This is a genomic window from Streptomyces sp. NPDC046349, from assembly GCF_055587885.1.
Genome location: NZ_JBVJFK010000002.1, coordinates 576871 through 602185, shown reverse-complemented (window position 1 = coordinate 602185; position 25315 = coordinate 576871). Strand labels below are relative to the sequence as shown.

Sequence of the window (25315 nt, the reverse complement as noted above, 5' to 3'; positions counted from 1 at the left end):
TCCTTTCGGGGGGCCCGTGCCTCTTGTGTATGTTGCCGACGCCGAGGTCGGCACCTGACCTGGAGGTTGACGTGATCACTGTTGTCGTCGTTGCCGGCGCCGCCGTCCTGCTCTGCGCGTGCACCGTCGCCGTCCTGCGCAAGCGGGGCCGGGCCCGTGGCTGACCGTACGGACTGGCCCGGCGAGGCCCTGGTCGTCGCCGCGCAGGCCGGTGACCTCGATTCGCTCACCGCGCTGGTCGCCGGATCGCACCCGAACGTACGGCGCTTCGCGCACTCCCTGTGCGCCTCGCGCGAGGACGCCGAGGACGCGGCCCAGGAGGCACTGATCATCCTGTACCGCAGGATCGGGATGCTCAGGGCGTCCGGGGCCCTGGCGTCGTGGATGTTCCGCATCGTGCGCAACGAGTGCCTGCGCCGCGCCCGCCTGGTGCCGAGGGAGCGGGCGCCGCTGCCGGACACGGCCGTCATGTCCGCCGAGGACGAGGTACTGCGGCGCCTGGAGGCGGGACGGGTGGCGGAGGCCATTGCCGCGCTGCCGGCGGACCAGCGGCGCGTGCTGATCATGCGGGACGTCCAGGGCCACAGCGGGCGGACCGCCGCCGAGGCCCTCGGCCTGAGCACCGCCGCGATGAAGTCGCGGCTCCACCGCGCCCGCGCGGCGCTCCAGCACACCCTGGGAGACACCCGTGCCCACCACTGACACCGCGGCTACCTCCGGATCCGGCTTCGCCAGCACGTCCGTGCCCCGGCACCTGGCGCGCGGCGCGGTGGGCTTCGGCGCGCTGATCGCGGCCTTCGCCCTCATACCGGCCTTCGGCCCGGCCACCCTGCTCCTGGCACCGGTCGGTGTCGTCGCTCTGCGCGGCTGCCCCATGTGCTGGGCGATCGGCCTGGCCGAGACCGTCTCCCGGGGCCGGCTCCGAAAGGAGTGCACGAACGGCAGCTGCGAACTGAAGCCGGCGCCCCGCTGACCCCGGTCCGGCAGGGCCGCCCAACCGTTCGTTCCGGGCCACCGATTGACGGATTCCGGGGCAGCGCCCGCCCGCGTACTGGACCAGGATGAGGCCCTCAACCCGGTTCGTGGAAAGGTCGATCATGCGCTTGTCCGCCCTGCCCGCCGCCGCCGCGCTCGTGGCCGCGACCCTTGCCTCAGGCGCGGCCCCGGCCGCCGCCGACACCCCGGCCGGCCCGGTCCTCCAGGCCGACCTGGAGGCCGGCAAGGGCCGCCACCACAACACCGGAACGGTGCTCTACGAGCGCGTCGACGGCGCGGTGAACTCGGTCAGGATCAAGTCGGTGACGATCCACAGCGGCGAGCTCGACTGTGCCTGGGTGGCGTGGAACGATCCGCACGGCGCGGACGGCTGGTCCAATCTGACCACCGAGCCCTCCTGCCACGGCACCGGCCTGGGCGAGCACCCCGACATCATCATCAAGGCACCGGCAGGGCACCCCCTCAAGGTGCGCCTGGCCGCCGACCACCCCGGCTCCGACGTCGTGCACAAGGACATCCAGAAGCTCTGACCGGCCCGCGCGACCCGCTCACGGGGGCGGAGTCCGGCCCCCCGCCGCCGTGAGCCGGGCGTCGCCCCCGGCGCGGCGTCTTCCGGCGGCGAGCGCCGGCCGCGGGCTGCGGCCCCCGCGGCCGGGACGCGGGGCCGGGGCAGCGCCCCCGCAGCCCGGCACACGCCGGCGGACGGCCCCGGCACGGCAGCAGAGCCCAGGGCGGCAGGCCGCGCGGTCAACGGTGGAGCATCGTCACGACCGCCGCGCCGCCCAGGCCGATGTTGTGGGCCAGGCCGACCCTGGCCCCCGCGACCTGCCGCGCCCCCGCCTCGCCCCGCAACTGCCAGACCAGTTCGGCCGTCTGCGCCAGCCCGGTCGCGCCGAGCGGGTGGCCCTTGGATATGAGCCCGCCCGAGGGGTTGACCACCCACCGGCCCCCGTACGTCGTCGCCCCGCTCTCCACCAGCTTGCCCGCGGCGCCGTCCTCGCACATGCCCAGCGCCTCGTAGGTCAGCAGCTCGTTGATCGAGAAACAGTCGTGCAGCTCCACCACGTCCACGTCCTCGATGCCGAGCCCGGAGGCCTCGTACACCTGCCGGGCCGCCGCCGCGCTCATCGGCTTGCCGACCACGTCGATGCAGGAGCCCGACGCGAACGACTCCTCCGTGTCCGTCGTCATCGCCTGCCCGACGATCTCCACCGCCTTGTCGTGCAGCCCGTTCGCGACCAGGAACCGCTCGGACACCACCAGCGCCGCCGCCGCGCCGTCCGAGGTCGGCGAGCACTGGAGCTTCGTCAGCGGTGCGTGGATCTCCTTCGCCGCCAGGATCTCCTCCACCGAGTACACGTCCTGGAACTGCGCGTTCGGGTTGTTCACCGAGTGCCGGTGGTTCTTCGCGCCGACCGCCGCCAGTTGCGCGGGCGTGGTCCCGTGGCGCTCCATGTGCTCCCGCGCCGCGTTGCCGAAGATCTGCGCCGTGGGCGGGGACATCTCGAAGCCGTGCCCCGCCGCCATGATCCCGTAGTGCCGGGCCACCGGGGACGTCTTGAAGTCGCCGCCGTCCGCCCCACCGCCCAGCGCGCCCCGCTTCATCTTCTCGAAGCCCAGCGCCAGCACGCAGTCCGCGAGGCTGCCCTCCACGAACTGCCGCGCCATCATCAGCGCCGTCGCGCCGGTCGCGCAGTTGTTGTTGACGTTGTAGACCGGCACCCCGCTCAGCCCCAGCTCGTACGCCGCGCGCTGGCCGGCGGTGGAGGCCTGGAAGCAGTAGCCCACCGGCACCTGCTGCACCAGCCCGTAGTCCACGCCCGCGTCCGCGAGCGCCGCGGACCCGGCCTCCTTCGCCATGTCCCAGTACTGCCAGTCCCGCGACTCGGGCTTCTCGAACTTCGTCATGCCGACGCCCACGATGTACGACTTCATGCCCCTGGTGTCCCTTCAGTCCCTCGGGAGGCCGAGAATCCGCTCGGCGACGACGTTGAGCTGGACCTGCGTGGTGCCCCCGGCGATGGTCAGGCAGCGGGACATGAGCATCCCGTGGACCGCCCGCTCCCCCGCCCCCTCCCGCACCGCGCCCGCCGGCCCCAGCAGTTCGAGCGCCAGCTCGGCGGTCCGCTGCTGGTGCGGGGTCTGGACGAGTTTGCGTACGGACGCCCCCGCGCCCGGCTCCAGCCCCGACACCTGCTGCAGGGTGGTGCGCAGCCCGATGCAGGCCAGGGCGTGCGCCTCGGCGGCCAGTGCGCCGATCCGGGCCCGGTGGGCACCGTCGAGGTCGGCGGCGCGTGCGAGGAGGGCCTCCAGGCCGGTGTCGAAGGTCATCTGGTCGGCCATGTGCACCCGTTCGTTGCCGAGGGTGTTGCGGGCCACCTTCCAGCCGTCGTCGGCGGCGCCGACCAGCGCGTCCGCCGGGAGCTCGACGTCATCGAGGTACACCTCGTTGAAGAGGGCCTCGCCGGTGATCTCCTTCAGCGGCCGGACGTCGATGCCGGGGGTGTTCTTCATGTCGACGACGAAGTAGCCGAGCCCCTTGTGCTTGGGCGCGTCCGGGTCGGTGCGGGCCAGCAGGATCCCGAAGTCGGCGCTGTGCGCGGAACTCGTCCACACCTTCTGCCCGTTGACCAGCCAGGAGCCGTCCTCCCGCCGCTCGGCCCGGGTCCGCAGCGAGGCCAGGTCGGAGCCGGCGCCCGGCTCCGAGAAGAGCTGGCACCAGGTGATCTCCCCGCGCAGGGTGGGGAGCACGTAGGCGTCGCGCTGCGCCTGCGTGCCGTAGGCCAGCAGCGAGGGCACGATCCAGGTGGCGATGCCGAGGTCGGCGACCTTGACCCCGGCGGCAGCGAGCTCCTGCTGGACGACGAGCTGCTCGACGGGCCCGGCGCCGAGTCCGTAGGGCGGTGGCAGGTAGGGGGCGGCGTAGCCGGTGGGGGCCAGGATCCGCCGGGCGGCGGCCGGGTCGAGCCCGCGCGCGTCCTCGATGGCCGCGCGCGCCTTCGCCCGGTACGCCTCGGCCCGCGCGGGCAGCTCCAGGCGAAGCTCGCGCCGCGCCCCGCCCGCCGCGCACCGCACGGCCCGTACGCGGTGCCCGTCGCCAGGTCCGAGCAGTTGGCGGGCGACGACCGCCCGCCGCAGGTGGATGTGGGCGTCGTGCTCCCAGGTGAAGCCGATCCCGCCGAGGACCTGGATGCAGTCCTTGGCGCAGGAGTACGCCGCGTCCAGGGCGGTCCCGGCGGCGAGGGCCGCCACGAGCGAGCGGACGTCGGCGGGCTCGTCCATGGCCTGAGCTGCGTCCCAGGCCAGCGCCCGGGCCTGTTCCAGCCGGACGAGCATGTCGGCGCACAGGTGCTTGACGCCCTGGAACCGCCCGATGGGCCGGCCGAACTGCTCGCGCACCTTGGCGTACTCGGCGGCCGTGTGCAGCGCCCGGGCAGCGGTGCCGCACGCGTCTGCGGCGAACAGCGTGCAGGCGAGGTCGCGGACGAGGGCCGCGTCGAGCTCCAGCAGCCGCCCGGCGGGGACGACCACGCCGCGCGCCCGCACCTCGGCGGTGGGGCGGGTCGGGTCGGCGCTCTCGTGCGTACGGATGTCCAGCGCGACGGCGTCCACGGCGAACCAGCGGGTCCCGTGCGCGACCTCCGCGGCGAGGAGCACGAGGTCGGCCTCGCCCGCGCCGAGCACGGGCGGCGCAAGCCCGTCGAGCAGGTGCCCGCCGCCTTCGGTGGCCACTGCGGTCAGGGTCCCCGGCCCCAGTGCGACCGCCCCGACCCGGCCGGAGAGCGGCTCGGCCGCGGCCCGGTCCAGCAGTACGGAGGCCAGCACGCTCGGCAGGTACGCGCCCGGCAGCGCCCCCCGGGCCGCCTCCTCGACGACGACGGCCAGATCGAGCAGGGTCCCGCCCTCCAGGTGCGGCTCCAGGAGCCCCGACTCCACGAGCGCGTCCCAGTAACCGGGCCGCACCCCGGTCCGCGGAGGGGAGTCGAGCAGCTTGCGCACCTCTTCGGGAGGCACGACACGCGCCACCCAGCCGCGCACCGCCTCGGCCAACTCCCGCTGCTCCTGCGTGATTCCGATGCCCATGCGCGGCAGACTAGAACACGTTCCAATCTGACGGAAGGTCAGATGCAGGCGTTCTTCCCGGGCGGCCGGTCGGCGCGGCCGGTGTGACGGGTCAGCGTCGCGGGGCGGCCTTCAGTGCCGCCCGGGCGGCGTCCTTCGCCTTGGTCTCGCAGGCGCCCTTGGTGTACGGCTTGGCCCGGAGGCTCACCCAGACCGAGAGGTTGCCCTCTCTCACGCCGAGGACGCAGGTCCAGCCGGCACCGGCCGACCCCCAGTAGGCCTCGGTGCCGAACCCCAGACGGGACGCCGTGCGCTGACCGGCCCCCTCCGACTGGAACAGCCGTTTCTGCGCGACCGCGTTGGCGTCCGCGTCACCGCCCAGGCTCAGGTTCCACCGGACCAGGGCGGTCGGCGACACAGCGGTGTCGCCGCCGCCGTTGCAGCCCGCCTGCACGCCGTCGGCCGTCTCGGACCGGGTGTCCGCCGTCGACGGCCGCAGGTCCAGCGGCAGTTTCTCGCGCGCCTCCTGGCAGCGGGGGACGGCCGTGTAGGCGATGGGCGTGTTCATCCGGTCCCGTACGTACAGCGCGGTACCGGTACCGGCCACGAGGAGCGCGCCGGCCGCCACCAGCGCCGCGACCCTGCGCCGGCCCCGCCACGTACGGTCGGGGCGACTGGCATCGGGCGGCACGGTCGGCAGCGCAGGTGCCTGCGGGACGGGCATCGGGGTGCCCTGCGTCGCCGTCGCGGGCCGGGCCACGGGCCGCGATGCCGATACGGGCTCCGACTCCGGTTGCGGGGCGGCGGCCGCCGAGCGGTGCTCCAGCAGCCCGTCGATCCGGGTCCGCTGCGCGCCGAGCACCTCGTACACGGCCGACGGCCACTGACGGCCCGACGGGGTCACCGGACCGATCAGCTCGCGCAGCTCCGCCGGGGTCGGCCTGGCCTCGGGGTCCTTGGCCAGGCAGCGCGCCACCAGGCCGCGCAGCCCTGCCGGAACCCCGCTGAGGTCCGGCTCGCCGTGCGCCACCTCGTACAACGTCTTGAGCGTGGAGGTGCCGGCGAAGGGGCTGCTGCCCGTCAGCGCCATGACCAGCACCGAACCGAGGGAGAAGACGTCGCTGGCGGGCGTGAGCGGATGCCCCTCCGCCTGCTCGGGCGACATGTACGCGGGCGATCCGACGACGAACCCCGTACGCGTCAGCCCGGCCTCCCCCTCCGCGGCCCGCGCGATGCCGAGGTCGATGACGCGGACGCCGTCCTCGGCGAGGAGCACGTTGTCGGGCTTGAGGTCCCGGTGGACGAGTCCGGCCCGGTGGATCTCGGCCAGGGCGGAGGTGAGGCCCGCGGCGAGGCGGCGTACGGCGTCCTCCGGCAGCACCCCGACCGCCTTGACCACGTCCCCGAGGGAGGGCCCGGGGACGAAGACCGAGGCCAGCCAGGGCGTGGGCGCGTCCGGGTCGGCGTCGATCACGGCGGCCGTGTAGGCGCCGGACACCTTGCGCGAGGCGGTGACCTCACGGCGGAACCGCGCCCGGAAGCCCTCGTCGTCGGCGAAGTGCGCAAGGACCTGCTTGACGGCGACGAGCCGCCCGTCCGGGCCGGCCGCCAGCAGCACCCGGCCCATCCCGCCCTGCCCGAGCACGCCGAGGACCTCGAACGGCCCCACGTGCGTCGGGCCCCCCGGCCCCAGCTGCTCCATGCCCCTGCCCCTTCATCCCCCGAGTCGGGAGCGGATCATACAGAGGCGGCCCTCACGAACGCGGCGAAAGCCGTGGGGCGAACGGTGAGCACGGGCCCCCCGGGGTTCTTGGAGTCCCGCACGGCGACGAGGCAGGGCTGCGCGGCCACCTCGACGCACTCCCCGCCGGTGGTACCGCTGTACGAGGACTTGCGCCAGGCCAGGGTCCCGAGCGGGGCGCACTCGACGCAGTTGCCTTCTGCGCTGTACGAGGACCTACGCCACCGCGTGCCCGTCAGGTTCTGGATGGTGTCCATAACGCTCCTCCATTACTCGGGCGATCAGCGCCGCCGAGTCCTCCAAAGAGAGCGCAGCAGCCTGCAAATGATCGTATCGGAGCGAACCCTCCCTGAAAGCTTGCGGATTGGCCGTCAAATGGCCCTGCACAAAGTCTTCGGTGTAAACGAGGTCCGGGTTGTCGTCAAAGCGCAGGAGGTTGAACTCGCCAGGCAGTCCCGCGTGGGCGCCCGCCGCGTAGGGCAGGACCTGCACCTGTACCCACTCCCGCCTCCGCAGCGCCGCCAGGTGCGCGAGCTGGTCTCGCATGACCTCACGGCCACCGATCTCCTGGTGCAGTACGGCCTCGCTCCTCACCACCCACATCAGTGGCGGGTTCTGACGGTCGAGGATGCGTTGGCGCTCCAACCGAGCAGCCACCTTGGCGTCGAGACCATCCTCGATCCACACGCCCAGGACCGCACGGGCGTAGGCTTCTGTCTGTAGCAGACCATGCACCAACTGCGGCTGGAATGAGGAGATGTACGCCGCCCGCGCCTCCATCTCCGCATACGCCTGGAACCACGTCGGCAGCTGATGCCGCAGCACCAGCCCCACCAGCCGCGAGAACACCCCGCCCGTCCCCAGCGCCGCGTCCACCCGCTCCGAGAAGTCCCGCGTCGGGACCCGCCGCGTGGTCTCGACCTGGCCGATCAGCGAGCCCGTGCAGAAGACGATGCTGCCGAGCTGCGCCTGGTTGAGGCCGGCCTCCTCCCTCAGGCGACGCAGTTCGGATCCGTAGTAGTCCAGCGGTGAGGCACTGGGATCGAGATCACGCACGCCGACCATGGACGGTCACCCCCAAGCCAGTTGCCGGTCCCGTAGCCGAGCGTAGTCATCCGACTCCGCAAAGGTGCCGGAACGGAGCAATCGGTCCGTGCGACGGACCGGCCGGGACGGGGCGGCCCGGTCACCCGGCCCCGGCATGGACCCCTACCCGGCGGTAGGGCAGCATGGGCCGCCACACGCAGCTCAGCAGGAGGAACAGCATGGCCACGCCCAAGCCGGAGACCCTCGCCGCCTTCGAGGCCGCCAAGGGGTTCATGCCCGTACGGGAGGGCCTGGCCCTGTACGAGGCCGCCGCCGCGGCCGGGGCGCTCGGTCTGCCGCTGCTGGAGGTCGGCACGTACTGCGGGCGGTCGACGATCCTGCTGGCGGACGCCGCCCGCGGGGCCGGCGTGGCCGCGATCACCGTGGACCACCACCGGGGCAGCGAGGAGCAGCAGCCGGGCTGGGAGTACCACGACCCGACGGTCGTGGACCCGGAGGTCGGCCTGATGGACACCCTGCCGACCTTCCGCCGCACCCTCCACAGGGCCGGGCTGGAGGAGCACGTGATCGCGATCGTCGGCCGCTCCCCGCAGGTCGCGGCGGCGTGGGGCGGCAAGCTCGGCTTCGTCTTCATCGACGGCGGCCACACCGACGAGCACGCGACCGGCGACTACGAGGGCTGGGCCCCGCACGTGGCCGAGGGCGGCACGCTCGTCATCCACGACGTGTTCCCGGACCCGGCCGACGGCGGCCAGGCCCCGTACCGGATCTACCTGCGGGCCCTGGCCTCCGGGGCCTTCGAGGAGGTGTCCGTCACGGACTCCCTGCGCGTGCTGCGCCGTACCGGGCCGGGCATCTGACACCGCCGTTCATATAAGCGCACCACGCCCCCGGATGGCCCAGTACCGGCCGGGCCGGCGGGCAGCCGTCTAGCATCGCGGACGTGCGCTACGACGACAGCCCCCCGCCCCCCGAGTCCGGCTCCTCGGCGAATCCGGACCGGCACTGGTTCACCCGACGCTCCACGCTCGTGGTCGGGATCGCCGCCCTCGCGCCGGCCTGCCTGGCGGGCTGGGTCCTGACCCAGGCACTGTCCGGGGCCGGGCCGGACGAGAGCCGGTCCGGCTCGGCGCCGCAGCCCGCCTCGCACTCGTCCCTGTCACCGGGCCAGCGGGACGCGAAGCCGGGCTCCACCCCGAGCGGAAGCACGAGCCCGACCCCGAGCCCGACCACGTCCGCGGCGGCCCCCGTACCGGCGCCCGCCAAGGGCCCGCTCACCGGCAAGACCGTGGTCGTGGACCCCGGGCACAACACCGGCAACTTCAAGCACACCGACGAGATCGACCAGCAGGTCGACATCGGCACCAACCGCAAGGAGTGCGACACCACCGGCACGACCACCAACTCCGGCTACATGGAAGCCGAGTTCACGATGGACGTGTCGAAGCGCCTGCGGACCGCGCTGGAGGCCCAGGGCGCGAAGGTGGTCCTCACGCACGAGACGGGCGGCCGCGCCTGGGGGCCGTGCATCACCGAGCGCGCCCGGATCGGCAACGAGGCGAACGCCGACGCGGTCGTGTCCGTCCACGCCGACGGCGTCTCGGCCGGCAACCGCGGCTTCCACATCATCCTTCCGGCGAAGGTCAAGAGCGGGGCCGCCGACACCGCGAAGATCGTCGGACCCTCGCGCGAGCTGGGCGAACGGATCGCCGGGAACTTCGCCCGCACCACCGGCTCGGCGCCCGCCAACTACCTGGGCGGCGGGACCGGCTTGGTGGTGCGCGACGATCTGGGCGGACTGAACCTGTCAACTCGGCCCAAGGTGTTCATCGAATGCGGCAACATGCGTGACGCCAAGGACGCGGCGCAGCTGACGAGTCCGCAGTGGCGGCAGAAGGCGGCCCAGGGCATCGCCGACGGCATCGTCGGCTTCCTCGGCGGGTAGTCCCTCTCGGGTGTCCCGCCGGGAGGCCCGCCGCCCCGATCCTCTCGGTTGCGGGATACATCCGTACCATGGTGCCGCCCGCCCTGCTGCAGGCACGATCTGCGCTGCGACCGCGGCACCACGAGACGACCGAGACCGAGAAGGACACCTAAGACGTGAACATCCGCTCCCTCACTCGAGGCGACGGCGTGGTGATCGGAGCAGCGGTGCTGCTGTTCATCGCCTCGTTCCTCGATTTCTACTCCACCACCGGTGGCGACCTGCCGAGCGCGTGGGACACCGATGCCTACCGCCTGGTGCTGCCCAGCGTCTTCCTGCTCGGCTTCATCGCCGCCGGTCTGCTGATCGCGGGCCGCTTCCAGCCGGAGAGCCGCAAGGTGCTCGGCATGCCGCTGTCGGCGTGGGGTACGGTCCTCGCCGTCTCGGCCGCCTGGTCCGCGCTGTGGGCGCTGATCACCTGCCCGAGCACGCTCGACCTGGGCGCGGGCGCCGTCATCGCCTTCCTCGCCACCCTGGCCCTGGCCGGTGTGGCCCTCTTCGGCGCGAAGGTCCCGGCGCTCGCCGGTGCGCTGGTGCCGGAGGCGCGTCCCGCCGCCCCGCAGCCGTACGGCGGCCAGCCGCAGCCGGGTGCCGGGTACGGCTACCCGGGCGGGCAGCAGCCCTACGGTTCCACCCCGCAGCCGGTCCCGCCGTACGGCGGCACGCCGACTCCGGCGCCGGGCCAGCACGACTCCGGTGCCGGCCACCAGGCGGCCCCGGCGCCCGCTCCGGCGGCGGACTTCAGCCCGTTCTGGTTCGCGGTGCCGGTGGCCCGTCCCCTCTTCGCGGAGGACGGGTCGTCCGCGCAGATCGCCGAACTCGCACCGGGCACCTGGTACCTGGCGGTCGAGCAGCGCGGTGCCTCCGCCCTGGTCGCGCAGACCCAGGACGGCCGTCGCGGCATCCTGAGCGACACCTCGGGCATCCAGCGCGGCTGATCCGCGGACGCGTTCACGGCTCCACCACGCGCCCCACCGTTCTCCGGTGGGGCGTCGTGCGTTTGCCGCCCTGTCGGTACGCGTCAGTAGCATCGACTCAACCAGTACTCATATTCGATGAGTTGAAAACGGGCGGGGAACTACGTGATAGCAAGTCGCATGCGCGGTACGGCTTTTGCCGCCGCGTTCGGCGTCGTGACGACGCTGTGCCTGCCGGGGGTGGCCGTGGCCGCCGGACCCGGTCCGGACCGGGCGGGCAGCAGTGCTTCCGCCGGGGCGGGCGGCCCGGTGCAGGGCACGGTCCGCAGGCTCGCGCTGGAGCCGAGGAGCGCCACGGAGGCGGCCGTCTCCGCGCGGGGCACCGAGCGCTTCGGGCTCATGGGCGTGTCCTGGAAGGACGCCTCCGCCGAGGTGCAGGGGAAGATCGAGGCCCGCAGCCGCAACGCCGTGACCGGGGCGTGGACGCCGTGGGTGGCGCTGGAGCCGCTCAAGGCCGGTCTCGACGGCGTCCGCCCGGGCGCGCGCGGTGCCACGGAGCCGGTGTGGGTCGGCTCCGCCGACGGGGCCGAGGTGCGGGTGAGCGGCGGCTCTGCCGCGCTGCCCGCGGGCCTGGAGCTGGACCTGGTGGACCCGGGCGAGGCCGGGCGCAGCAGTGCCGCGAAGTCCGCGCCGGCCTCGGGCGCGACGGCGGCCGCTGCCGCGGCGGCCCCGGGTCCGGAGTCGACGGCGCCGCGCCCGGACGTCGTCTCGCGCGCCCAGTGGGGTGCCGACGAGTCCCTGAACAACGAGGGCCCGATCTACCTCGCCGGCGGCAGGATCAAGGCCCTCTTCGTGCACCACACGGCGGCCACCGCCCCGTACGAGTGCACCGATTCCGCGGCCATCGTCCGCGGTCTGCACGTCTACCACGTGAAGACCAACGGCTGGCGCGACCTCGGCTACAACTTCCTCGTCGACAAGTGCGGCACCCTCTTCGAGGGCCGCCAGGGCGGCGTGGACCAGCCGGTGATGGGCGCCCACACCTATGGCTTCAACTCCGAGTCGACGAGCGTCGCGGTCCTCGGCGACCACACGACCGCCGGTGCCTCGCCCGCCGCGCTCGAGGGCATCTCCAGGATGGCCGCGTACAAGCTGGGCCAGTACGACGTCGACATGAACGGCTCGACGACGCTGACCGCGGGCGCCACGCAGAAGAACTACGCCGGTACCAGCTTCACCGCCGGGCAGCAGTACCCGTTCAGGACCGTCTCCGGTCACCGCGACGGCTTCAACACCGAGTGCCCGGGCCATCAGCTGTACCCGCAGCTGGACACGATCCGCACGTCGGGCCCGGCGGCCAGGCTGAAGATCGGCGCCGTGAACGGGCAGGCCGTCGTGCCGGGCGGCACCGCGAAGACGCCGGGGCCGCTGGTGGTCGACTTCTCCACCAGCACGGCCGCCTCACTGGTGAGCTCGTTCGAGCTGCTGGTCGACGGCACGCCGGTGGCCTCGGTCGCCGGTGACGCCACGCGTGTCGCCACCATGTTGAGCCTGGGCAGCCACCGGGTCCAGATCCGGGCGACCGCCAAGAACGGCAAGGTGTCCACGAGCCTCCCGGTCACCGTCGAGGCGGACGTCTCGGACGTCAAGTACGTGCCGGTCCTGCCCAAGCGTCTGATGGACACGCGTGAGGGGGTGGGCGTGCCGAAGGCGAAGGTCGGACCGGGCGAAGTGGCGACCCTGAAGGTCGCGGGCGTCCAGGGCATCCCCGCCTACGGTGTGACGTCGGTGGCGCTGAACGTGACGGCGACCAACCCGACGGAGGCCGGCCACGTGTCGGTCTACCCGAACGGCGTGGCCCGCCCCAGCACCTCCAACCTCAACTTCACCGCCGGACAGACCATCCCGAACCTGGTCGTCGTCCCCGTCCAGGACGGCATCATCCAGTTCTACAACAGCGCCGGCACCGTCGACCTGATCGCCGACATCAACGGCTACTTCCTCGCGAGCGGCGAGGGCGGCACGCACATGAACCTCGGTCCGAAGCGGATCCTGGACACCCGGGACGGCACGGGCGGCGCTCCCGTCGCCCCGGTGGGCCAGGGCCAGGTCCTGGACCTCCAGGTCTCGGGCCCCACGGGCGTAGAGGGCGTGCCGGCCGAGGGCGTCACCGCGGTGGTCCTCAACGTGACGGCGACCAACCCGACGACATCCAGCCACGTGTCGGTGTACCCGCACGGCACGACCCGCACGAGCGCCTCGAACCTCAACTTCACCGCCGGACAGACCATCCCCAACCTGGTCATCGTCCCGGTCGTGGACGGCAAGGTCAGCTTCTACAACAACGCCGGCACCGTCGACCTCATCGCCGACATCACCGGCTACTTCACCACGACCGGCGAGGGCGCCAAGCACTCCAACCTCGGCCCGAAGCGGCTGATGGACACCCGCTCCGGGCTCGGCGTCGCCAAGGCCCCCGTCGGTGCGGGCGGTGTCGTCACCCTGACCGTCGCGGGCGTCGCGGGTGTGCCGGCCGAGGGCGTCACCGCGGTGGTCCTCAACGTGACGGCGACCAACCCGACCACGGCCGGCCACGTGTCGGTCTATCCGAGCGGCACGACCCGCACGAGCGCCTCGAACCTCAACTTCACCGCCGGACAGACCATCCCCAACCTGGTCATCGTCCCGGTCGTGGACGGCAGGGTCAGCTTCTACAACAGCGCCGGCAGCGTCGACCTCATCGCCGACATCACCGGCTACTTCAGCAAGTAGCCCGGTCCGGCGCGACGGCCCCCCGCACTTCCGGGCCGGGGGGCCGTTGCCCTACAGTCACCTGACGCTTCGTCAGTTCCGGCTGGAGGGACCGCCCATGCGCCTCGGACTCGCACTCGGCTACTGGGGCCGCGGCCCCGACCCCGCCCACCTCGACCTCGCCACCGAGGCCGAAACCCTCGGCTACGACTCGGTGTGGACCGCCGAAGCCTGGGGCTCCGACGCCTTCACCCCCCTGACCTGGATCGCCGCACACACCTCGCGGATCCGCCTGGGCACCGCCATCGCGCAGATGGCCGCCCGCACCCCGACCGCCACCGCCATGCACGCCCTCACCCTGGACCACCTCTCCGGCGGCCGGATGATGCTGGGCCTGGGCCTGTCCGGCCCGCAGGTGGTCGAGGGCTGGTACGGCCGCCCGTTCCCCGCGAGCCCGCTGACCGCGACCCGCGAGTACGTCGACGTCGTCCGCCAGGTCCTGCGCCGCGAAGGGCCCGTCGCACTGGACGGCCGCTTCCACAGCCACCCGTACCGCGGCGAGGACGGGACCGGGATCGGCAAGCCCCTCAAGCCCATCACCCACCCACTGCGCGCCGGCCTGCCGCTCCTGCTGGGCGCCGAAGGCCCGAAGAACATCGCCCAGACCACCCGGATCGCGGACGGCTGGCTGCCCTTGTACTGGTCGCCGACCCGCACCGACGCCTACCGGGCCTCGCTGGCCGACCTCCCCGAAGACTTCATGATCGCGCCGATGGCGCGGGCCCACGTCTGCGACGACGTCGCCGAAGGACTGCTCCCGGTCAAGGCCATGCTCGGCTTCTACATCGGCGGCATGGGACACGCCGCCCGCAACTTCCACGCCGACCTCATGGCCCGCATGGGCTACGAGGAGGAAGCCCGCCGCATCCAGGAGCTCTTCCTCGCCGGCCGCAAGGAAGAGGCGGTACTCGCCGTCCCGGACACGTTCGCCGACGAGATCTCCCTGATCGGGCCGCGCGAGCGGATCGCGGAGCGGTTGGAGCTGTGGCGCAAGGGCCCGGTGACGGACCTCCTGGTGACGGCCCCGGACCCGCACACCCTGCGCGTACTGGCGGAGCTCAACGGCTGAGTACGGCGGGCGGGCGGGCCGCACAGCGTCGCGGGGGGTCAGCTGTAGCGGTGGAGCGGGGCCGGCCCCGCCATCCTGGTGCAGCCGCCGCCCGGGGAGTCGGCGCCCAGGTAGAGGGCGGCGTTGACCGCCGGCCCCTCGTAGTGAACGGGAGCGGTTCCGGGCCCGCATATCGTCCCCGCGCCGTGCACGGCGCTGAGGAAACCGAACACGAACTCCGCGACCACCGCGCCGCAACAGCCGGAGCCGGTGCCGGACAGGGTGCCGTCGACGGTGAGGGTCCGCGAGAGGATACAGCCGTCCTCCCGGGTGACGGTGGCCCAATGGCCGGCCCCGCTGCCGCTCGCGGTCCGGAGGTTCAGCGACCAGGGCAGAGGCGTGGTGGTGGTCACCGTGTCGGCGGCGGCCGAGGGGGCCAGTCCGTCGGCGGCGGCCGCGACGGCGGCGGGGGCGAGCGCCATGGTATGGATGCGCACGGGCGTACTCCTCCAGGCTCGGGGTGCGTTGCTCGGGCGACCATCGTGGGGCGGACACCCCACCCCCTCAAGGAAATCCCGGGCATCCACCCCCACAAGCACGGAATTCCGGCGTCCGGTGGACGGGACGCCGGAATTCGGTTATTCCGCCTGCGGCAGGGCCTCCAGCAGCTCGCGCACGTCCAGCGGCATCACGGCGATCTCGATGCTCCCGCCGCCGTCGTAGGCGCAGGTCACGATCCGCGAGCCGGGATTGATGGAGATCCCCTCCTTCAACGAAGGCACCCGCAGCCCGCTCGCCCGCCCCCCGGGCAGCGCCACGGCCTCCCCGCGCTCGGGAACCCAACGGGCCGCGCCCGCGTCGGCGTACAACCGCCCCGGCCGCCAGCGCCCCGCCCCGGCCGGCTGCCGCGCCATCCCGGGAATCCCCGGCACGGGCGCGGCGGCGCCCCGCGCCCGGTGCTTGCGCCGCACCAGCCACCCGACCCCGACGACCCCGCCGGCAAGCAACACGTACTCGATCACCCGCCCATTCAAACAGCCCCGCGGCCCAGGGGCGGTGCCGCACCGCGGTGGTGGCGGCTAGCCGCCGAGCTGGGAAGTGCTCGGAACCTTGTTGGTCACCTCGGCGCCCACGCTCCTGCCGGCTTCCTTCACACCGTTGATCACGTTGTCGAAGGACGAGATGTCGGCGTCACCCGCCTGGCCCTTGCGCAGCTTGCTGCCGAGACCCTTGAGCGACTCGATGCCCGCCGTCAGCGGGGCGATCGCCTTCGACAGCAGCGGGTCGCCCTTGGCGTTGTCGGCCGCCGCCTTGAGCCGGTTGTACGCGAACGCGCCCGCCAGGCCCGCCTTGATCAGTGCGAACGTCCGTCCCTTCGCGCCCTTCTTGAACTTCCCCTCGCGGTACGGCTTGACGATCCACTGGTACGTGGCGCCCGCCGCGAGCGACGCGTTGGCGACGAACCGCGTCTTCGCGAACTTCTGCTTCTCGGCGGACGTGCTCGGCGAAGGCGTCACCGCCGCCCGCTCGTCGGCCTCCGCCGCCGCCGGCTCCGCGGCGGCGAGCGCGGCCAGCTCACCCATCGAGGCGGCGGACAGCTCCTCCCGCGGGGCACTGCCGCCGCTGCCGCAGGCGGTGGCACCGGCGAGCAGCGCGGTCGACAGGACCACCGCCGTGAGGGCGCGACGGAATCGGACGGTCGTGGGCACGGACACGGTTTCCTCCGGGGACTCAGGCGTCTCCCGCAGCCTCACCCCGCCCCCGGGAACCCGCCACCCGGCGGACCCGTTCGGGTTTGCGACGCGCCCGGGCGGCAACACGCGCAGCATGACCTCACACACGCGAGTACGCAGCCGAGGAAGCAGTCAGGCAGGCCGGGCCGTCGCGCTGGTGGCGGACGTGCTTGCCTTCGTGATCGTCCTGTGGATCCTGCTCTGGTTCCTGGACGCCAACCAGGGCAACGAACTGGTCAACTTCATCCATGACACGGCCAGTTGGCTGGCCGGCTGGTCCTACGACCTGTTCACCTTCAGCCGCGAATGGGTCCAGGTCGTCATCGGCTACGGCCTGGCCGCCGTCGTCTACGTCCTGGTCGGCCATGCCATCGCCGGCTGGCTCTACCGCCGCTGACGCCGTGCCCCGGCGCCGCCCGCGCCTCCCGCGCAGCACGCGCGCACGCGAAGGGGCCCTCCCCGCCGACGGGCGGGAAGGGCCCCTGTTCGTCCGTCAGGCCGGCTCAGCCGCAGCAGTCCGGCTCCAGGCCGGCCGGCAGCGAACCCCCGCCGAACACCTCGGTGGTCGCCTCGTCGCCGCCCAGCGCCGCCACGGCCAGCAGCAGCGACCCGGCGGTCCACGTCGTCTGCTCCACCGGCCACACCGCCTCGTCCTGGAAGACGTACCCCGTCCAGTACATGCCGTTGTCCGCGCGCAGGTGCCCGATCGACCGCAGGATCTCCAGCGCCCGGTCCGACTCCCCCGTCGCCCACAGCGCGAGCGCCAGCTCGCAGGACTCGCCGCCCGTCACCCACGGGTTCGGCAGGACGCACCGCACCCCCAGCTCCGGGACCACGAACTCCTCCCAGCGCCCCTCGATCCGCGCCTTCGCCTCCGCGCCCGTCAGAGCGCCCCCCAGGACCGGGTAGTACCAGTCCATCGAGTAGTGGTCCTTGTCCAGGAACCGCTCGGGGTGCCGGCGTATCGCATGCCGCAGCGCGCCCGCCGCCAGCTCCCAGTCCGGCTGCGGCTCCTCGCGGTGCTCGGCGATGGCCAGCGCGCAGCGCAGCGCCTGGTGGATGGACGACGACCCGGTCAGCAGCGCGTCCGTGACCGGCGTGCCGTCCGCCTCCCGCTTCCAGCCGATCTCGCCACCCGGCTGCTGGAGGGTCAGGACGCACTCCACGGCCGAGTGGACGGCCGGCCACATACGATCGAGGAAGGTGTCGTCGCCGGTCGACAGGTAGTGGTGCCAGACACCGACGGCTATGTAGGCGGTGAAGTTGCTCTCGCGGCTCGCGTCCTGCGGCTCCGCGGTGTCCACCCCGTCGGGCCGGTCGGCGTAGGCCGCGTACCAGGAACCGTCCTGGTTCTGGTGCCGGGCCAGCCACGCGTACGCCCGCTCGGCGGCCTCGTGCTCACCGGCCGCGTCCAGCGCCATCGCCGCCTCGGTGTGGTCCCACGGGTCGAGGTGGTGACCGCGGAACCACGGGATGGCGCCGTCGGCGCGCTGCACGGCGAGGATGCCGGCGACCGTCTCGGCGGCCTGCTCCGCGGTCAGTACGCCGTCCAGGACGAGGTGCTCGGTACGGCCGGGCGAGCTCACTGGGCCGCGCCGACGGGAAGGTGCGGCTTGGTCGCGTAGGCCACGAAGCTCTTGCCGATGAGCGGGTTGAGCGCCTGCTCGGCGAGCCGCGTCGCGAGCGGCTTCTTCATGATGTCCCAGACCAGCAGCTTGTGGTACGCCTTCACCGGCAGCGCCTTGTCGTTGTCCACGCCGAAGGCGCACTTGAGCCACCAGTACGGGGAGTGCAGCCCGTGCGCGTGGTGCGTGCCGTACGGCTTGAGGCCCGCGGCCCGCATCTTGCCGAGCAGCTCGTCCGCCTTGTAGATGCGGATGTGGCCGCCCTCGACCTCGTGGTAGGCGTCGGACAGCGCCCAGCAGATCTTCTCCGGGCCGTAGCGCGGGACGGTTATGGCGATGCGCCCGCCGGGCTTGAGCACGCGGACCATCTCCGCGAGCACGCCCTTGTCGTCGTGGATGTGCTCCATCACCTCGGAGATGATCACGACGTCGAAGGAGTCGTCGGGGAAGGGCAGGGCCAGGGCGTCGCCCTCCATCGCGGTGGCGGTGGCACCGGCCGGCGCCTCACCGGCCTCCTTCATCGCGGCGAACCACTTGGCGACCTCGCGGATCTCCTCGCCGTTGCGGTCGACGGCGACCACCTGGGCGCCTCTCCGGTAGCACTCGAAGGCGTGACGGCCTGCGCCGCAGCCAAGGTCGAGCACGCGATCGCCTGCGGCGAGCGGGAACCGGGAGAAATCGACGGTCAGCACGGGGTCCTGCCTTCGCGGTCGCGGGGGTGTACGGGGGTGGGGACGGTGTGGATGAGGCGGAAGGTCACCGCGCGCGGCGGCTGCGGGCGACCCGCGACGCCTCGATGGCGGCACGGTAGTGCGCGGCGGTTCCCTCGGCGGCCGCGGCCCAGGTGAAACGGGTCAGGACCCGTTCACGTCCGGCCGCACCGAGGCGGGCCCGCAGCTGCGGGTCGCCCAGCACCCGGCCCAGCGCGGCGGCCAGCGCCCCGGCGTCGCCGGGCGGCACGGCGAGGCAGGTCTCGCCGTCGGGGCCGGCGACCTCGGGAATCGCACCGCCGGTGGTGGCGACGAGCGGGGTCCCGGTGGCCATGGCCTCGGCCGCCGGGAGCGAGAAGCCCTCGTACAGCGACGGCACGCACGCCACCTCGGCGCTGCGCACCAGGTCGACGAGCTCTGCGTCCGTGATGCCCTTCACGAAGCGGACGGCGTCCTGGAGGCCGTACGTCTCGATGGCGCGGGCCACGGGGCCCTGCTCGGCGCGCTTGCCGACCACCACCAGGTGGGCGTCGGGCTGCTCGGTGCGCAGCTTCGCGAGCGCCTCGACGAGGAACACGAGGCCCTTGAGCGGCACGTCGGCGCTGGAGGTCGTGACGATACGGCCGGGCACCTCGGCCACGGACGCGTCCGGCGACCACAGGTCGGTGTCGGCGCCGATGTGCACGACGTGGATGCGCTCGTCCCGGACACCGAGGTGGTCGGCGATCTCCTGCCGGGAGGACCCCGAGACGGTCAGCACGGACGGCAGCTTGCGGGCCACGCGGCCCTGCATGCGGGTGAAGGCGTACCAGCGGCGCACGGAGGCCCGCTTCACGCGGCCCTGCGCGGCATCGAGGTCGAGCTTGCGGTCGACGGTGATGGGGTGGTGGATCGTCGTCACGAGCGGAGCGCCGAGGTCGCCGAGCAGACCGTAGCCGAGGGTCTGGTTGTCGTGGATGACGTCGAACTCGCCCGCCCGCTTGCGCAGATGACGGCGGGCGCGCAGCGAGAACGTCAGCGGCTCGGGAAAGCCGCCGGTCCACATCGTCGCGACCTCGAGGGCGTCGATCCAGTCCCGGTACTCGTCACGCCCCGGCGTACGGAAGGGGTCGGGGCTGCGGTACAGGTCGAGGCTCGGGAGTTCGGTGAGCGTGGCACCCGTGTCGAGCACCGGGTAGGGCTGCGCGCCGATGACCTCGACGGAGTGCCCGAGGCGGACCAGCTCGCGCGAGAGGTGACGGACGTAGACGCCCTGACCGCCGCAGAACGGGTTCCCTTTATAGGTGAGGAGGGCGATGCGCAGCGGACGCTCGCCGTCGTCGGCGGGACCCGCGAAAGGGCTCGTCGCCACGGCCTCAGCGGTCACTCTCGGCCCCCTTCTCACTGCACTTCCGCCGGAGCGTAACCGCTCGGATAATGTAGAACAAGTTTCAGACTTGATCCGTCTAAGAGCATTGAATCTACCGGCCGGAAACCCCACCGTAAGAGGTGGAGCAGGTGATTCGCGCCACGACAGCGGCGCCTGAGATGCTGGCTGCGGCTCAGCCCCGGGCCAGCCCGCGCAACGACACGGAACGGGACACATGAGTGCGGAAGTGAAGGCCGTCACCACACCGGCGTCGCCTCCCCTGACGGAGCGCCAGGAGGCACGCCGCCGCCGGATCCTGCACGCGAGCGCCCAGTTGGCCAGCAGGGGCGGCTTCGACGCCGTCCAGATGCGCGAGGTCGCCGAGGCGGCCGGCGTGGCCCTGGGCACGCTCTACCGGTACTTCCCGTCCAAGGTGCACCTGCTGGTCGCCACCATGCAGGACCAGCTCCAGCACATGCACACCACGCTGCGCAAGCGGCCGCCCGCCGGGGACGAGCCGGCGGCCCGGGTCGCGGAGACCCTGATGCGCGCCTTCCGCGCCCTCCAGCGGGAGCCGCAGCTGGCCGACGCGATGGTGCGGGCGCTGACCTTCGCGGACCGCAGCGTGAGCCCCGAGGTCGACACCGTGTCCCGCCTGACCACGGCGATCATCCTGGACGCGATGGGCCTGGAGCACCCGCCGACCGCGGAACAGCTGTCGGCCGTCCGGGTCATCGAGCACACCTGGCACTCGGCACTGATCACCTGGCTGTCGGGCCGCGCCTCGATCGCCCAGGTGAAGATCGACATCGAAACGGTCTGCCGCCTGATCGACCTGACGTCGCCGGAAAAGTCCTGAACCGGACGGTTGGCGTCAGACCATGATGGTGGTCGACCAGGGGACGGCCGCGTTCCATCCGGGCCAGAGGCTCTCGGGTTCGGCTCGGGCGGTCAGCACCACGAGCAGGGGTGTGCGGCCCGCTGTACGGATCACCTCGCCGACGCATTCCGGCACGCCGCCGCCCACGTCGTGCAGGTTTTCGGCTACCACCACCAGCGGGCGGTACGGGGTGGCGCGGCGCAGGGCGGCGCGCAGGTCGTCGCCGAGCGCGGCGCCGTCCGGACCGGTGCGCACGTGCCAGACGGTGACCTGGCCGTCCTGGCGCAGCGTGCTCGCCAGTTCGGAGAGGAGCCAGCCCTGGCCTCCCCCCGGACCGCCGGCGAGGGTGACCACGTGCGGGCGCCGCTGGCGCTGCACCAGTGCCAGCAGGGCGAACAGCAGGTCCAGTTCGGGGTCGGACTGGGAGCTGAAGTCGAGGTCCGGGCCGCCGGACGGGAGCAGGGCGGGGTCCTGGTTGATGATCGCCTGGTGGAGGTCGCGCACCTCGCGACCGGGCTGGACGCCGAAGTCCTTGCTCAACTGCTGGTGGAGCCGCTCGTACGCCCGCAGGGCTTCGGCCTGGTGGCCGGCCCGGTAGAGGGCGAGCATGAGGAGGTGGCAGGAGCGCTCTCGGGAGGGCTCGGCGGCCGCCCCGGCCTCCAGGCCGCCGATCACCTCGTGGTGGCGCCCGTTGCGCAGTTCCGCGTCGCAGTAGTCCTCGAACGCCGCGGTGCGGGCGCTGTCCACCACGCCCAGCTGCGGCCACTCGACGCCGGATTCGGCGAGTTCCTGCGCAGCCCGGCCCCGCCACAGCCCCAGCGCGGCACGCAGCAGGCGGGCGGCGCTCTCCGGCTGCCCGGCAGCCAGCGCGTCGCGGCCCTGGTCCGCGAGGACCCGGAAGCGTTCGAGGTCGAGGACTCCCGGCGCCATCCGCAGCATGTAACCGGGAGCCTGGCTGACCAGTGAGGCGGCGTGGGCCGGTACGGCCCCCCGGGCGAGTACGCCGCGCAGCGCCGAGATGGTGTTCTGCAGCACCTTGCGCGCGGTGGCCGGGGCGTCCCCGTTCGGCCAGAGGACCTGCATGAGGTCGCCGGTGGCGACCACCTGGTTGGCGTGGAGCAGCAGGAAGGCGAGGATGGCGCGCTGGTTCATCCCCCGCAGCGGGAGCGGTCCGGCACCGGTGGTGATCTCCAGCGGTCCGAGGAGCCGGAAGGACACCCCCGGGTCCGCGGGGGCCGCAGCCCGGGGCCCGGGCCCGCCGGACGGATTCGATCGGACACCTGACAGTCCCGCGCCCCGGGACCCGGACTGCGGCGCCACGGGGCCGCGGGCCGCCGGAACGCGGCCGAGTGTTCGCGACATCGTCTGATTGAGCATGTCTCCCCCGAATTCAGCTGCCGTCGGCGAAGGCATCGTCGGCCGTTCACGGCTGAACGCCTCCGCCTTGTGTGGGGGAGTTTTGAAACGGGCCCGGCGTGACCACACGCCGGGCCCGTTCCCGTTGGCGCGATCGCGTGGCCTCCCCCCGGTAAGCCTTCTCCGCCGCCGTGAACGAATGCCCAGGCGGCTCGGAACTGCGATTGACCTGGGACGTTAGCAGACAGGTCAAAGGCGCGGACGATTACCCTACTCGCGAGTAACGGTTAGCCCCATAACGTCCCTCACCTCTGCGCTGTTTTCAGCCACCTCTCGCAGCACCGTTTCCATGGTGACGACGGACTGCGAGAAGAGCTCGCGGCCGGACGGCGTGAGCCGGACGTCGAACCCCCTCCGGTCACTCGTACACGGCTTGCGCTCGGCATATCCCGCGCCGACCATCTGGGCCAGCAGGCGCGAGACCTGCGGCTGGCTGCGGGAGGCGCGGGAGCTGAGCTCCCCCGCCCGGATCCAGCCATCCGCGTGTGCCATCACGTCCATGATCTCGAAGGCGCTGGCACACAGGCCGTGGCGCTCGGACAGGACGCGCTCGGCGGCCTGGTTGATCTGCGCACAGGCGCGGGTCACGGCCACCCAGCGGTCGGTGAGAGCTGTTTCAGTCACGGTGCTCATCGTAGGTTCACTACCTCCTCTTGTCGATGCATACGCATGCATGTACTGTGCGGCATCAAGATCGATGCATTCACATAGATCGTTAGCACAAACGAAGGAGACGTGGTGACCGAGCAGACGCTGGCACCCCAGACAGCCGAGCAAGACGCGCCAGGAACACCCGCACCGGCCCCCGGCAAGGCCCCCTGGACCACTCTGGTGGTGGTCGGCGTCGCCCAGCTGATGGTCATGCTGGACTCGACGGTCGTGAACGTGGCCCTTCCCTCCATCGGCGCCCAGCTGCCCGCGGATCAGACCGCCCTGCAGTGGACGATCAGCGGGTACGTCCTGATGCTCGGCAGCCTGCTGCTCTTCGGCGGCCGCGTCTCCGACGTCTTCGGACGCCGCCGCACCTTCCTCACCGGCCTCGGCGCCTTCGCCGTGGCCTCCGTGCTCTGCGGTATCGCGGGCAACCAGGAACTGCTCGTCGCGGGCCGCGCGGTGCAGGGCGCCGGCGCCGCACTGCTCTCCGCGGCCGCCCTGTCGATCATCCTGGAGGTCTACCAGGACGAGGAGCAGCGCAAGATCGCGCTGACCGCCTGGAGCGGCCTCGGTGTGATCGGCGCGACCATCGGCGTGGTGCTCGGCGGCCTGATCGTCACGGCGATCAGCTGGCGCTGGGCCTTCCTGATCAACATCCCGGTCAGCATCGCCGCCGGCTTCGGCGCCCTGCGCAGCATGCCCGCCCTCAACACGAGCAGCGGCCGAAAGCTGCGGCTGCCGTCGGCGATCGTGTCCACCGCCGGACTCGCCGCCCTGTCCTTCGGCCTCATCCGGCTGCACGAGGGGTTCGGCGACCCGACGGCCTGGATCAGCATCGGCGCCGCCGCCGTCCTGCTCGCCGCGGTCACGTTCATGGAGATCGGCCAGGCCGACCCGCTGCTCCCGCTCCACCTGCTGCGCAAGCCCACCTACTGGCTGTCCAGCGTCGGCCTGCTCCTGGTGGCCAGCGTGATGATCAGCAGCTCCTTCCTGGCCAGCATGTACTTCCAGCGGGTCCACGAGATGAGCGCCTTCGCCACCGGACTCTCCCTGCTCCCCATGGGCCTGGCCGCCCTCGTCGTCGCGCTGGTCGCCCCGTCGCTGGCGAACGCCCTGGGCCTGGGCGGGATGTACGCGGCCGGAGCCGCCCTCCAGCTGGTCGGCACGGGCATCCTGGCGACCGGTACCGACAGCGTCGCGCTCACCGTCGTCGCGCTGGCCGTGATCGGCGCCGGGCTGCCCGCCTGCTTCGTTCCGCTCTTCGGCATCGGCACCTCGCACGTCAAGGTGGAGGAGTCGGGCGTCGGCTCCGGCCTGCTCAACACCTTCAACGAGACCGGCGCCGCCCTCGGCATCGCCGTCATCGGCACCATCCTCGCGACCTCGGTCGACAGCCGGCTCGACGGCGGCGGCTCGGTCGCGGACGCGACCACCGAGGGCGTCGCCAACGGATTCCTGGCCCTGGCCGTCTGCTCCGGCGTCGCCATCGTGATCGCGCTCGCGCTGCGGTCGCTGACCCGCGCCCCGGCGGGCGCCGAGGCCTGACCGCCCCCGCGGGAACCGGCCTACGCACCCCGGTTCCCGCCGCGTACAACCACACATCCCCCCTGAACGTGGGCTTGCAGACACCTCGACTGCAAGCCCACTTCGCGTTTCCGGAAACCGTGCGGCACGACACCCCACGGTGGCCGCGCATTCCGCTCCACCAGCCGTTTCAAGCCTCCGATGGACGGCCGATTACCGCCCGCTGGACCGCCCGTTCCATTCACATGGAGCGGCAATTGAATTCTTGGACAAGGCGTCAGGCATATCTGTAGCTTGATGATCACCGAACGGCCGGCGCCGCGAACGAAGAAGCCCGAGCCGAATCCACTCGGCTCCCCTCCGGAAACACTTTCATCCCCTATGGATCAGGTTTCCGACGGTAACCCCGCGGATTCGCCGCACATTGCGCTCACCGGCCCGCCGTCCGGCACTCACACATCATTTCGACCCCGAACGCGAAGGAAATTCCGCATGGCCCTCTCGTCCGAAGAAATCCCGAACGCGCTGGCCGCCGCCGCGCAGGCCGCCCCCGCCTGGGAGGCCGCGGGTGCCACCGTCCGCTTCGTGGTCACCGAGCCCGCGGCCGAATTCACGCTGGACCCCCGGGGCGCCCTCACCGACGCGGAGCCCACCCACGTGTTCCGCATCGCCTCCGCGGACCTCGACGCCCTGACCGCGGGACGCCGCACCTTCCTGCGGACCGTCACCAGCCGCCGCGTCGCCGCCCATGGCCCGGTCATGCAGACGTTCGCCGTCGGGCAGGCCCTGACGACCTTCGCCATCCAGCACTGACCCCAC

Annotated in this window: 25 protein-coding genes; 12 read left to right on the top strand and 13 right to left on the bottom strand. The window is 72.5% G+C overall.

Annotated elements, in window-relative coordinates:
* The first annotated feature begins 156 nt into the window (after window positions 1-156).
* The 3 genes from ACZ6JS_RS06420 to ACZ6JS_RS06410 all read left to right on the top strand — a co-directional run bounded on the left by ACZ6JS_RS06420 (window position 157) and on the right by ACZ6JS_RS06410 (window position 1526).
* On the top strand, window positions 157-702 hold the full coding sequence (locus tag ACZ6JS_RS06420; RefSeq protein WP_136234515.1) for an RNA polymerase sigma factor: 546 nt from the start codon (window positions 157-159) through the stop codon (window positions 700-702).
* On the top strand, window positions 689-973 hold the full coding sequence (locus ACZ6JS_RS06415) for a hypothetical protein (RefSeq protein ID WP_469296175.1): 285 nt from the start codon (window positions 689-691) through the stop codon (window positions 971-973). Before ACZ6JS_RS06420 ends, ACZ6JS_RS06415 begins: the two co-directional genes overlap by 14 nt.
* Window positions 974-1097: 124 nt before the next feature.
* Entirely contained in the window at window positions 1098-1526 is a 429-nt protein-coding gene (locus ACZ6JS_RS06410; RefSeq protein WP_469296174.1) for a hypothetical protein, read from the top strand.
* Window positions 1527-1743: 217 nt separating this feature from the next.
* On the opposite strand, the gene ACZ6JS_RS06405 is transcribed toward ACZ6JS_RS06410, so the two are convergent.
* From ACZ6JS_RS06405 to ACZ6JS_RS06385, 5 genes are all read right to left on the bottom strand, one after another.
* Window positions 1744-2931 carry a lipid-transfer protein gene (locus ACZ6JS_RS06405; RefSeq protein WP_469296172.1) on the bottom strand — a complete coding sequence of 396 codons (1188 nt, stop codon included), beginning with the start codon at window positions 2929-2931 and terminating at the stop codon, window positions 1744-1746.
* A gap of 15 nt (window positions 2932-2946) precedes the next feature.
* Window positions 2947-5079, bottom strand: a complete 2133-nt coding sequence (locus ACZ6JS_RS06400; RefSeq protein WP_469296170.1) for an acyl-CoA dehydrogenase — start codon at window positions 5077-5079, stop codon at window positions 2947-2949.
* 91 nt (window positions 5080-5170) lie between these two features.
* Window positions 5171-6760: a serine/threonine-protein kinase gene (locus tag ACZ6JS_RS06395; RefSeq protein WP_469296169.1), complete on the bottom strand. Its 1590-nt coding sequence runs from the start codon at window positions 6758-6760 to the stop codon at window positions 5171-5173.
* Window positions 6761-6795: 35 nt separating this feature from the next.
* On the bottom strand, window positions 6796-7056 hold the full coding sequence (locus ACZ6JS_RS06390) for a DUF397 domain-containing protein (protein WP_469296167.1): 261 nt from the start codon (window positions 7054-7056) through the stop codon (window positions 6796-6798).
* Window positions 7016-7864, bottom strand: coding sequence for a helix-turn-helix domain-containing protein (locus ACZ6JS_RS06385; protein WP_469296166.1), 849 nt, complete (start codon window positions 7862-7864; stop codon window positions 7016-7018). Before ACZ6JS_RS06385 ends, ACZ6JS_RS06390 begins: the two co-directional genes overlap by 41 nt.
* A 200-nt stretch (window positions 7865-8064) precedes the next feature.
* Between ACZ6JS_RS06385 and ACZ6JS_RS06380 the strand changes: the two genes are divergently transcribed.
* From ACZ6JS_RS06380 to ACZ6JS_RS06360, 5 genes are all read left to right on the top strand, one after another.
* Window positions 8065-8706 carry a class I SAM-dependent methyltransferase gene (locus tag ACZ6JS_RS06380; protein WP_469296164.1) on the top strand — a complete coding sequence of 214 codons (642 nt, stop codon included), beginning with the start codon at window positions 8065-8067 and terminating at the stop codon, window positions 8704-8706.
* A gap of 83 nt (window positions 8707-8789) precedes the next feature.
* Entirely contained in the window at window positions 8790-9791 is a 1002-nt protein-coding gene (locus ACZ6JS_RS06375) for an N-acetylmuramoyl-L-alanine amidase (RefSeq protein ID WP_469296162.1), read from the top strand.
* A 155-nt stretch (window positions 9792-9946) separates the two neighbouring features.
* The gene (locus tag ACZ6JS_RS06370; RefSeq protein WP_469296161.1) at window positions 9947-10768 is read left to right on the top strand and encodes a hypothetical protein; all 822 of its coding nucleotides are present in this window, start codon (window positions 9947-9949) and stop codon (window positions 10766-10768) included.
* A gap of 159 nt (window positions 10769-10927) precedes the next feature.
* Entirely contained in the window at window positions 10928-13519 is a 2592-nt protein-coding gene (locus ACZ6JS_RS06365; RefSeq protein WP_469296159.1) for a peptidoglycan recognition protein family protein, read from the top strand.
* A gap of 97 nt (window positions 13520-13616) precedes the next feature.
* Window positions 13617-14627, top strand: coding sequence for an LLM class F420-dependent oxidoreductase (locus ACZ6JS_RS06360; RefSeq protein WP_469296157.1), 1011 nt, complete (start codon window positions 13617-13619; stop codon window positions 14625-14627).
* A gap of 38 nt (window positions 14628-14665) precedes the next feature.
* On the opposite strand, the gene ACZ6JS_RS06355 is transcribed toward ACZ6JS_RS06360, so the two are convergent.
* From ACZ6JS_RS06355 to ACZ6JS_RS06345, 3 genes are all read right to left on the bottom strand, one after another.
* Window positions 14666-15103, bottom strand: a complete 438-nt coding sequence (locus tag ACZ6JS_RS06355; protein WP_469296155.1) for a hypothetical protein — start codon at window positions 15101-15103, stop codon at window positions 14666-14668.
* A gap of 141 nt (window positions 15104-15244) precedes the next feature.
* Window positions 15245-15628, bottom strand: coding sequence for a hypothetical protein (locus ACZ6JS_RS06350; RefSeq protein ID WP_469296154.1), 384 nt, complete (start codon window positions 15626-15628; stop codon window positions 15245-15247).
* A 57-nt stretch (window positions 15629-15685) separates the two neighbouring features.
* Complete coding sequence (locus tag ACZ6JS_RS06345; RefSeq protein ID WP_469296153.1) at window positions 15686-16315, bottom strand: hypothetical protein; 630 nt, start codon at window positions 16313-16315, stop codon at window positions 15686-15688.
* Between the two features lie 118 nt (window positions 16316-16433).
* On the opposite strand from ACZ6JS_RS06345, the gene ACZ6JS_RS06340 reads away from it, so the two are divergent.
* Entirely contained in the window at window positions 16434-16736 is a 303-nt protein-coding gene (locus ACZ6JS_RS06340; protein WP_469296152.1) for a hypothetical protein, read from the top strand.
* A gap of 106 nt (window positions 16737-16842) precedes the next feature.
* On the opposite strand, the gene ACZ6JS_RS06335 is transcribed toward ACZ6JS_RS06340, so the two are convergent.
* The 3 genes from ACZ6JS_RS06335 to ACZ6JS_RS06325 form a co-directional block, all read right to left on the bottom strand.
* Window positions 16843-17925 carry a prenyltransferase/squalene oxidase repeat-containing protein gene (locus ACZ6JS_RS06335; RefSeq protein WP_469296150.1) on the bottom strand — a complete coding sequence of 361 codons (1083 nt, stop codon included), beginning with the start codon at window positions 17923-17925 and terminating at the stop codon, window positions 16843-16845.
* Complete coding sequence (locus ACZ6JS_RS06330; RefSeq protein ID WP_030852354.1) at window positions 17922-18656, bottom strand: class I SAM-dependent methyltransferase; 735 nt, start codon at window positions 18654-18656, stop codon at window positions 17922-17924. Before ACZ6JS_RS06330 ends, ACZ6JS_RS06335 begins: the two co-directional genes overlap by 4 nt.
* 64 nt (window positions 18657-18720) lie before the next feature.
* Complete coding sequence (locus ACZ6JS_RS06325; protein ID WP_469296149.1) at window positions 18721-20040, bottom strand: glycosyltransferase family 4 protein; 1320 nt, start codon at window positions 20038-20040, stop codon at window positions 18721-18723.
* 217 nt (window positions 20041-20257) lie between these two features.
* On the opposite strand from ACZ6JS_RS06325, the gene ACZ6JS_RS06320 reads away from it, so the two are divergent.
* Window positions 20258-20881: a TetR family transcriptional regulator gene (locus tag ACZ6JS_RS06320; protein WP_030852348.1), complete on the top strand. Its 624-nt coding sequence runs from the start codon at window positions 20258-20260 to the stop codon at window positions 20879-20881.
* Window positions 20882-20896: 15 nt separating this feature from the next.
* Here ACZ6JS_RS06320 and ACZ6JS_RS06315 read toward each other — a convergent pair whose 3' ends face one another.
* Both ACZ6JS_RS06315 and ACZ6JS_RS06310 read right to left on the bottom strand, forming a co-directional pair.
* The gene (locus ACZ6JS_RS06315; RefSeq protein WP_469296147.1) at window positions 20897-22120 is read right to left on the bottom strand and encodes an AfsR/SARP family transcriptional regulator; all 1224 of its coding nucleotides are present in this window, start codon (window positions 22118-22120) and stop codon (window positions 20897-20899) included.
* Window positions 22121-22528: 408 nt separating this feature from the next.
* Entirely contained in the window at window positions 22529-22942 is a 414-nt protein-coding gene (locus ACZ6JS_RS06310) for a MarR family winged helix-turn-helix transcriptional regulator (protein ID WP_158714688.1), read from the bottom strand.
* A 114-nt stretch (window positions 22943-23056) separates the two neighbouring features.
* On the opposite strand from ACZ6JS_RS06310, the gene ACZ6JS_RS06305 reads away from it, so the two are divergent.
* Complete coding sequence (locus tag ACZ6JS_RS06305; protein ID WP_469296146.1) at window positions 23057-24517, top strand: MFS transporter; 1461 nt, start codon at window positions 23057-23059, stop codon at window positions 24515-24517.
* 471 nt (window positions 24518-24988) lie between these two features.
* Complete coding sequence (locus ACZ6JS_RS06300) at window positions 24989-25309, top strand: hypothetical protein (protein ID WP_031146072.1); 321 nt, start codon at window positions 24989-24991, stop codon at window positions 25307-25309.
* Window positions 25310-25315 lie beyond the last annotated feature (6 nt).

Excerpts from the sequence above, each read along its gene's own strand:
- ACZ6JS_RS06300 (WP_031146072.1), top strand. The coding sequence starts at position 24,989 with ATGGCCCTCTCGTCCGAAGAAATCCCGAACGCGCTGGCCGCCGCCGCG.
- ACZ6JS_RS06410 (WP_469296174.1), top strand. The coding sequence starts at position 1,098 with ATGCGCTTGTCCGCCCTGCCCGCCGCCGCCGCGCTCGTGGCCGCGACC.
- ACZ6JS_RS06390 (WP_469296167.1), bottom strand. The coding sequence starts at position 7,056 with ATGGACACCATCCAGAACCTGACGGGCACGCGGTGGCGTAGGTCCTCG.
- ACZ6JS_RS06340 (WP_469296152.1), top strand. The coding sequence starts at position 16,434 with ATGACCTCACACACGCGAGTACGCAGCCGAGGAAGCAGTCAGGCAGGC.
- ACZ6JS_RS06360 (WP_469296157.1), top strand. The coding sequence starts at position 13,617 with ATGCGCCTCGGACTCGCACTCGGCTACTGGGGCCGCGGCCCCGACCCC.
- ACZ6JS_RS06400 (WP_469296170.1), bottom strand. The coding sequence starts at position 5,079 with ATGGGCATCGGAATCACGCAGGAGCAGCGGGAGTTGGCCGAGGCGGTG.
- ACZ6JS_RS06395 (WP_469296169.1), bottom strand. The coding sequence starts at position 6,760 with ATGGAGCAGCTGGGGCCGGGGGGCCCGACGCACGTGGGGCCGTTCGAG.
- ACZ6JS_RS06385 (WP_469296166.1), bottom strand. The coding sequence starts at position 7,864 with ATGGTCGGCGTGCGTGATCTCGATCCCAGTGCCTCACCGCTGGACTAC.
- ACZ6JS_RS06405 (WP_469296172.1), bottom strand. The coding sequence starts at position 2,931 with ATGAAGTCGTACATCGTGGGCGTCGGCATGACGAAGTTCGAGAAGCCC.
- ACZ6JS_RS06320 (WP_030852348.1), top strand. The coding sequence starts at position 20,258 with ATGAGTGCGGAAGTGAAGGCCGTCACCACACCGGCGTCGCCTCCCCTG.
- ACZ6JS_RS06365 (WP_469296159.1), top strand. The coding sequence starts at position 10,928 with ATGCGCGGTACGGCTTTTGCCGCCGCGTTCGGCGTCGTGACGACGCTG.
- ACZ6JS_RS06380 (WP_469296164.1), top strand. The coding sequence starts at position 8,065 with ATGGCCACGCCCAAGCCGGAGACCCTCGCCGCCTTCGAGGCCGCCAAG.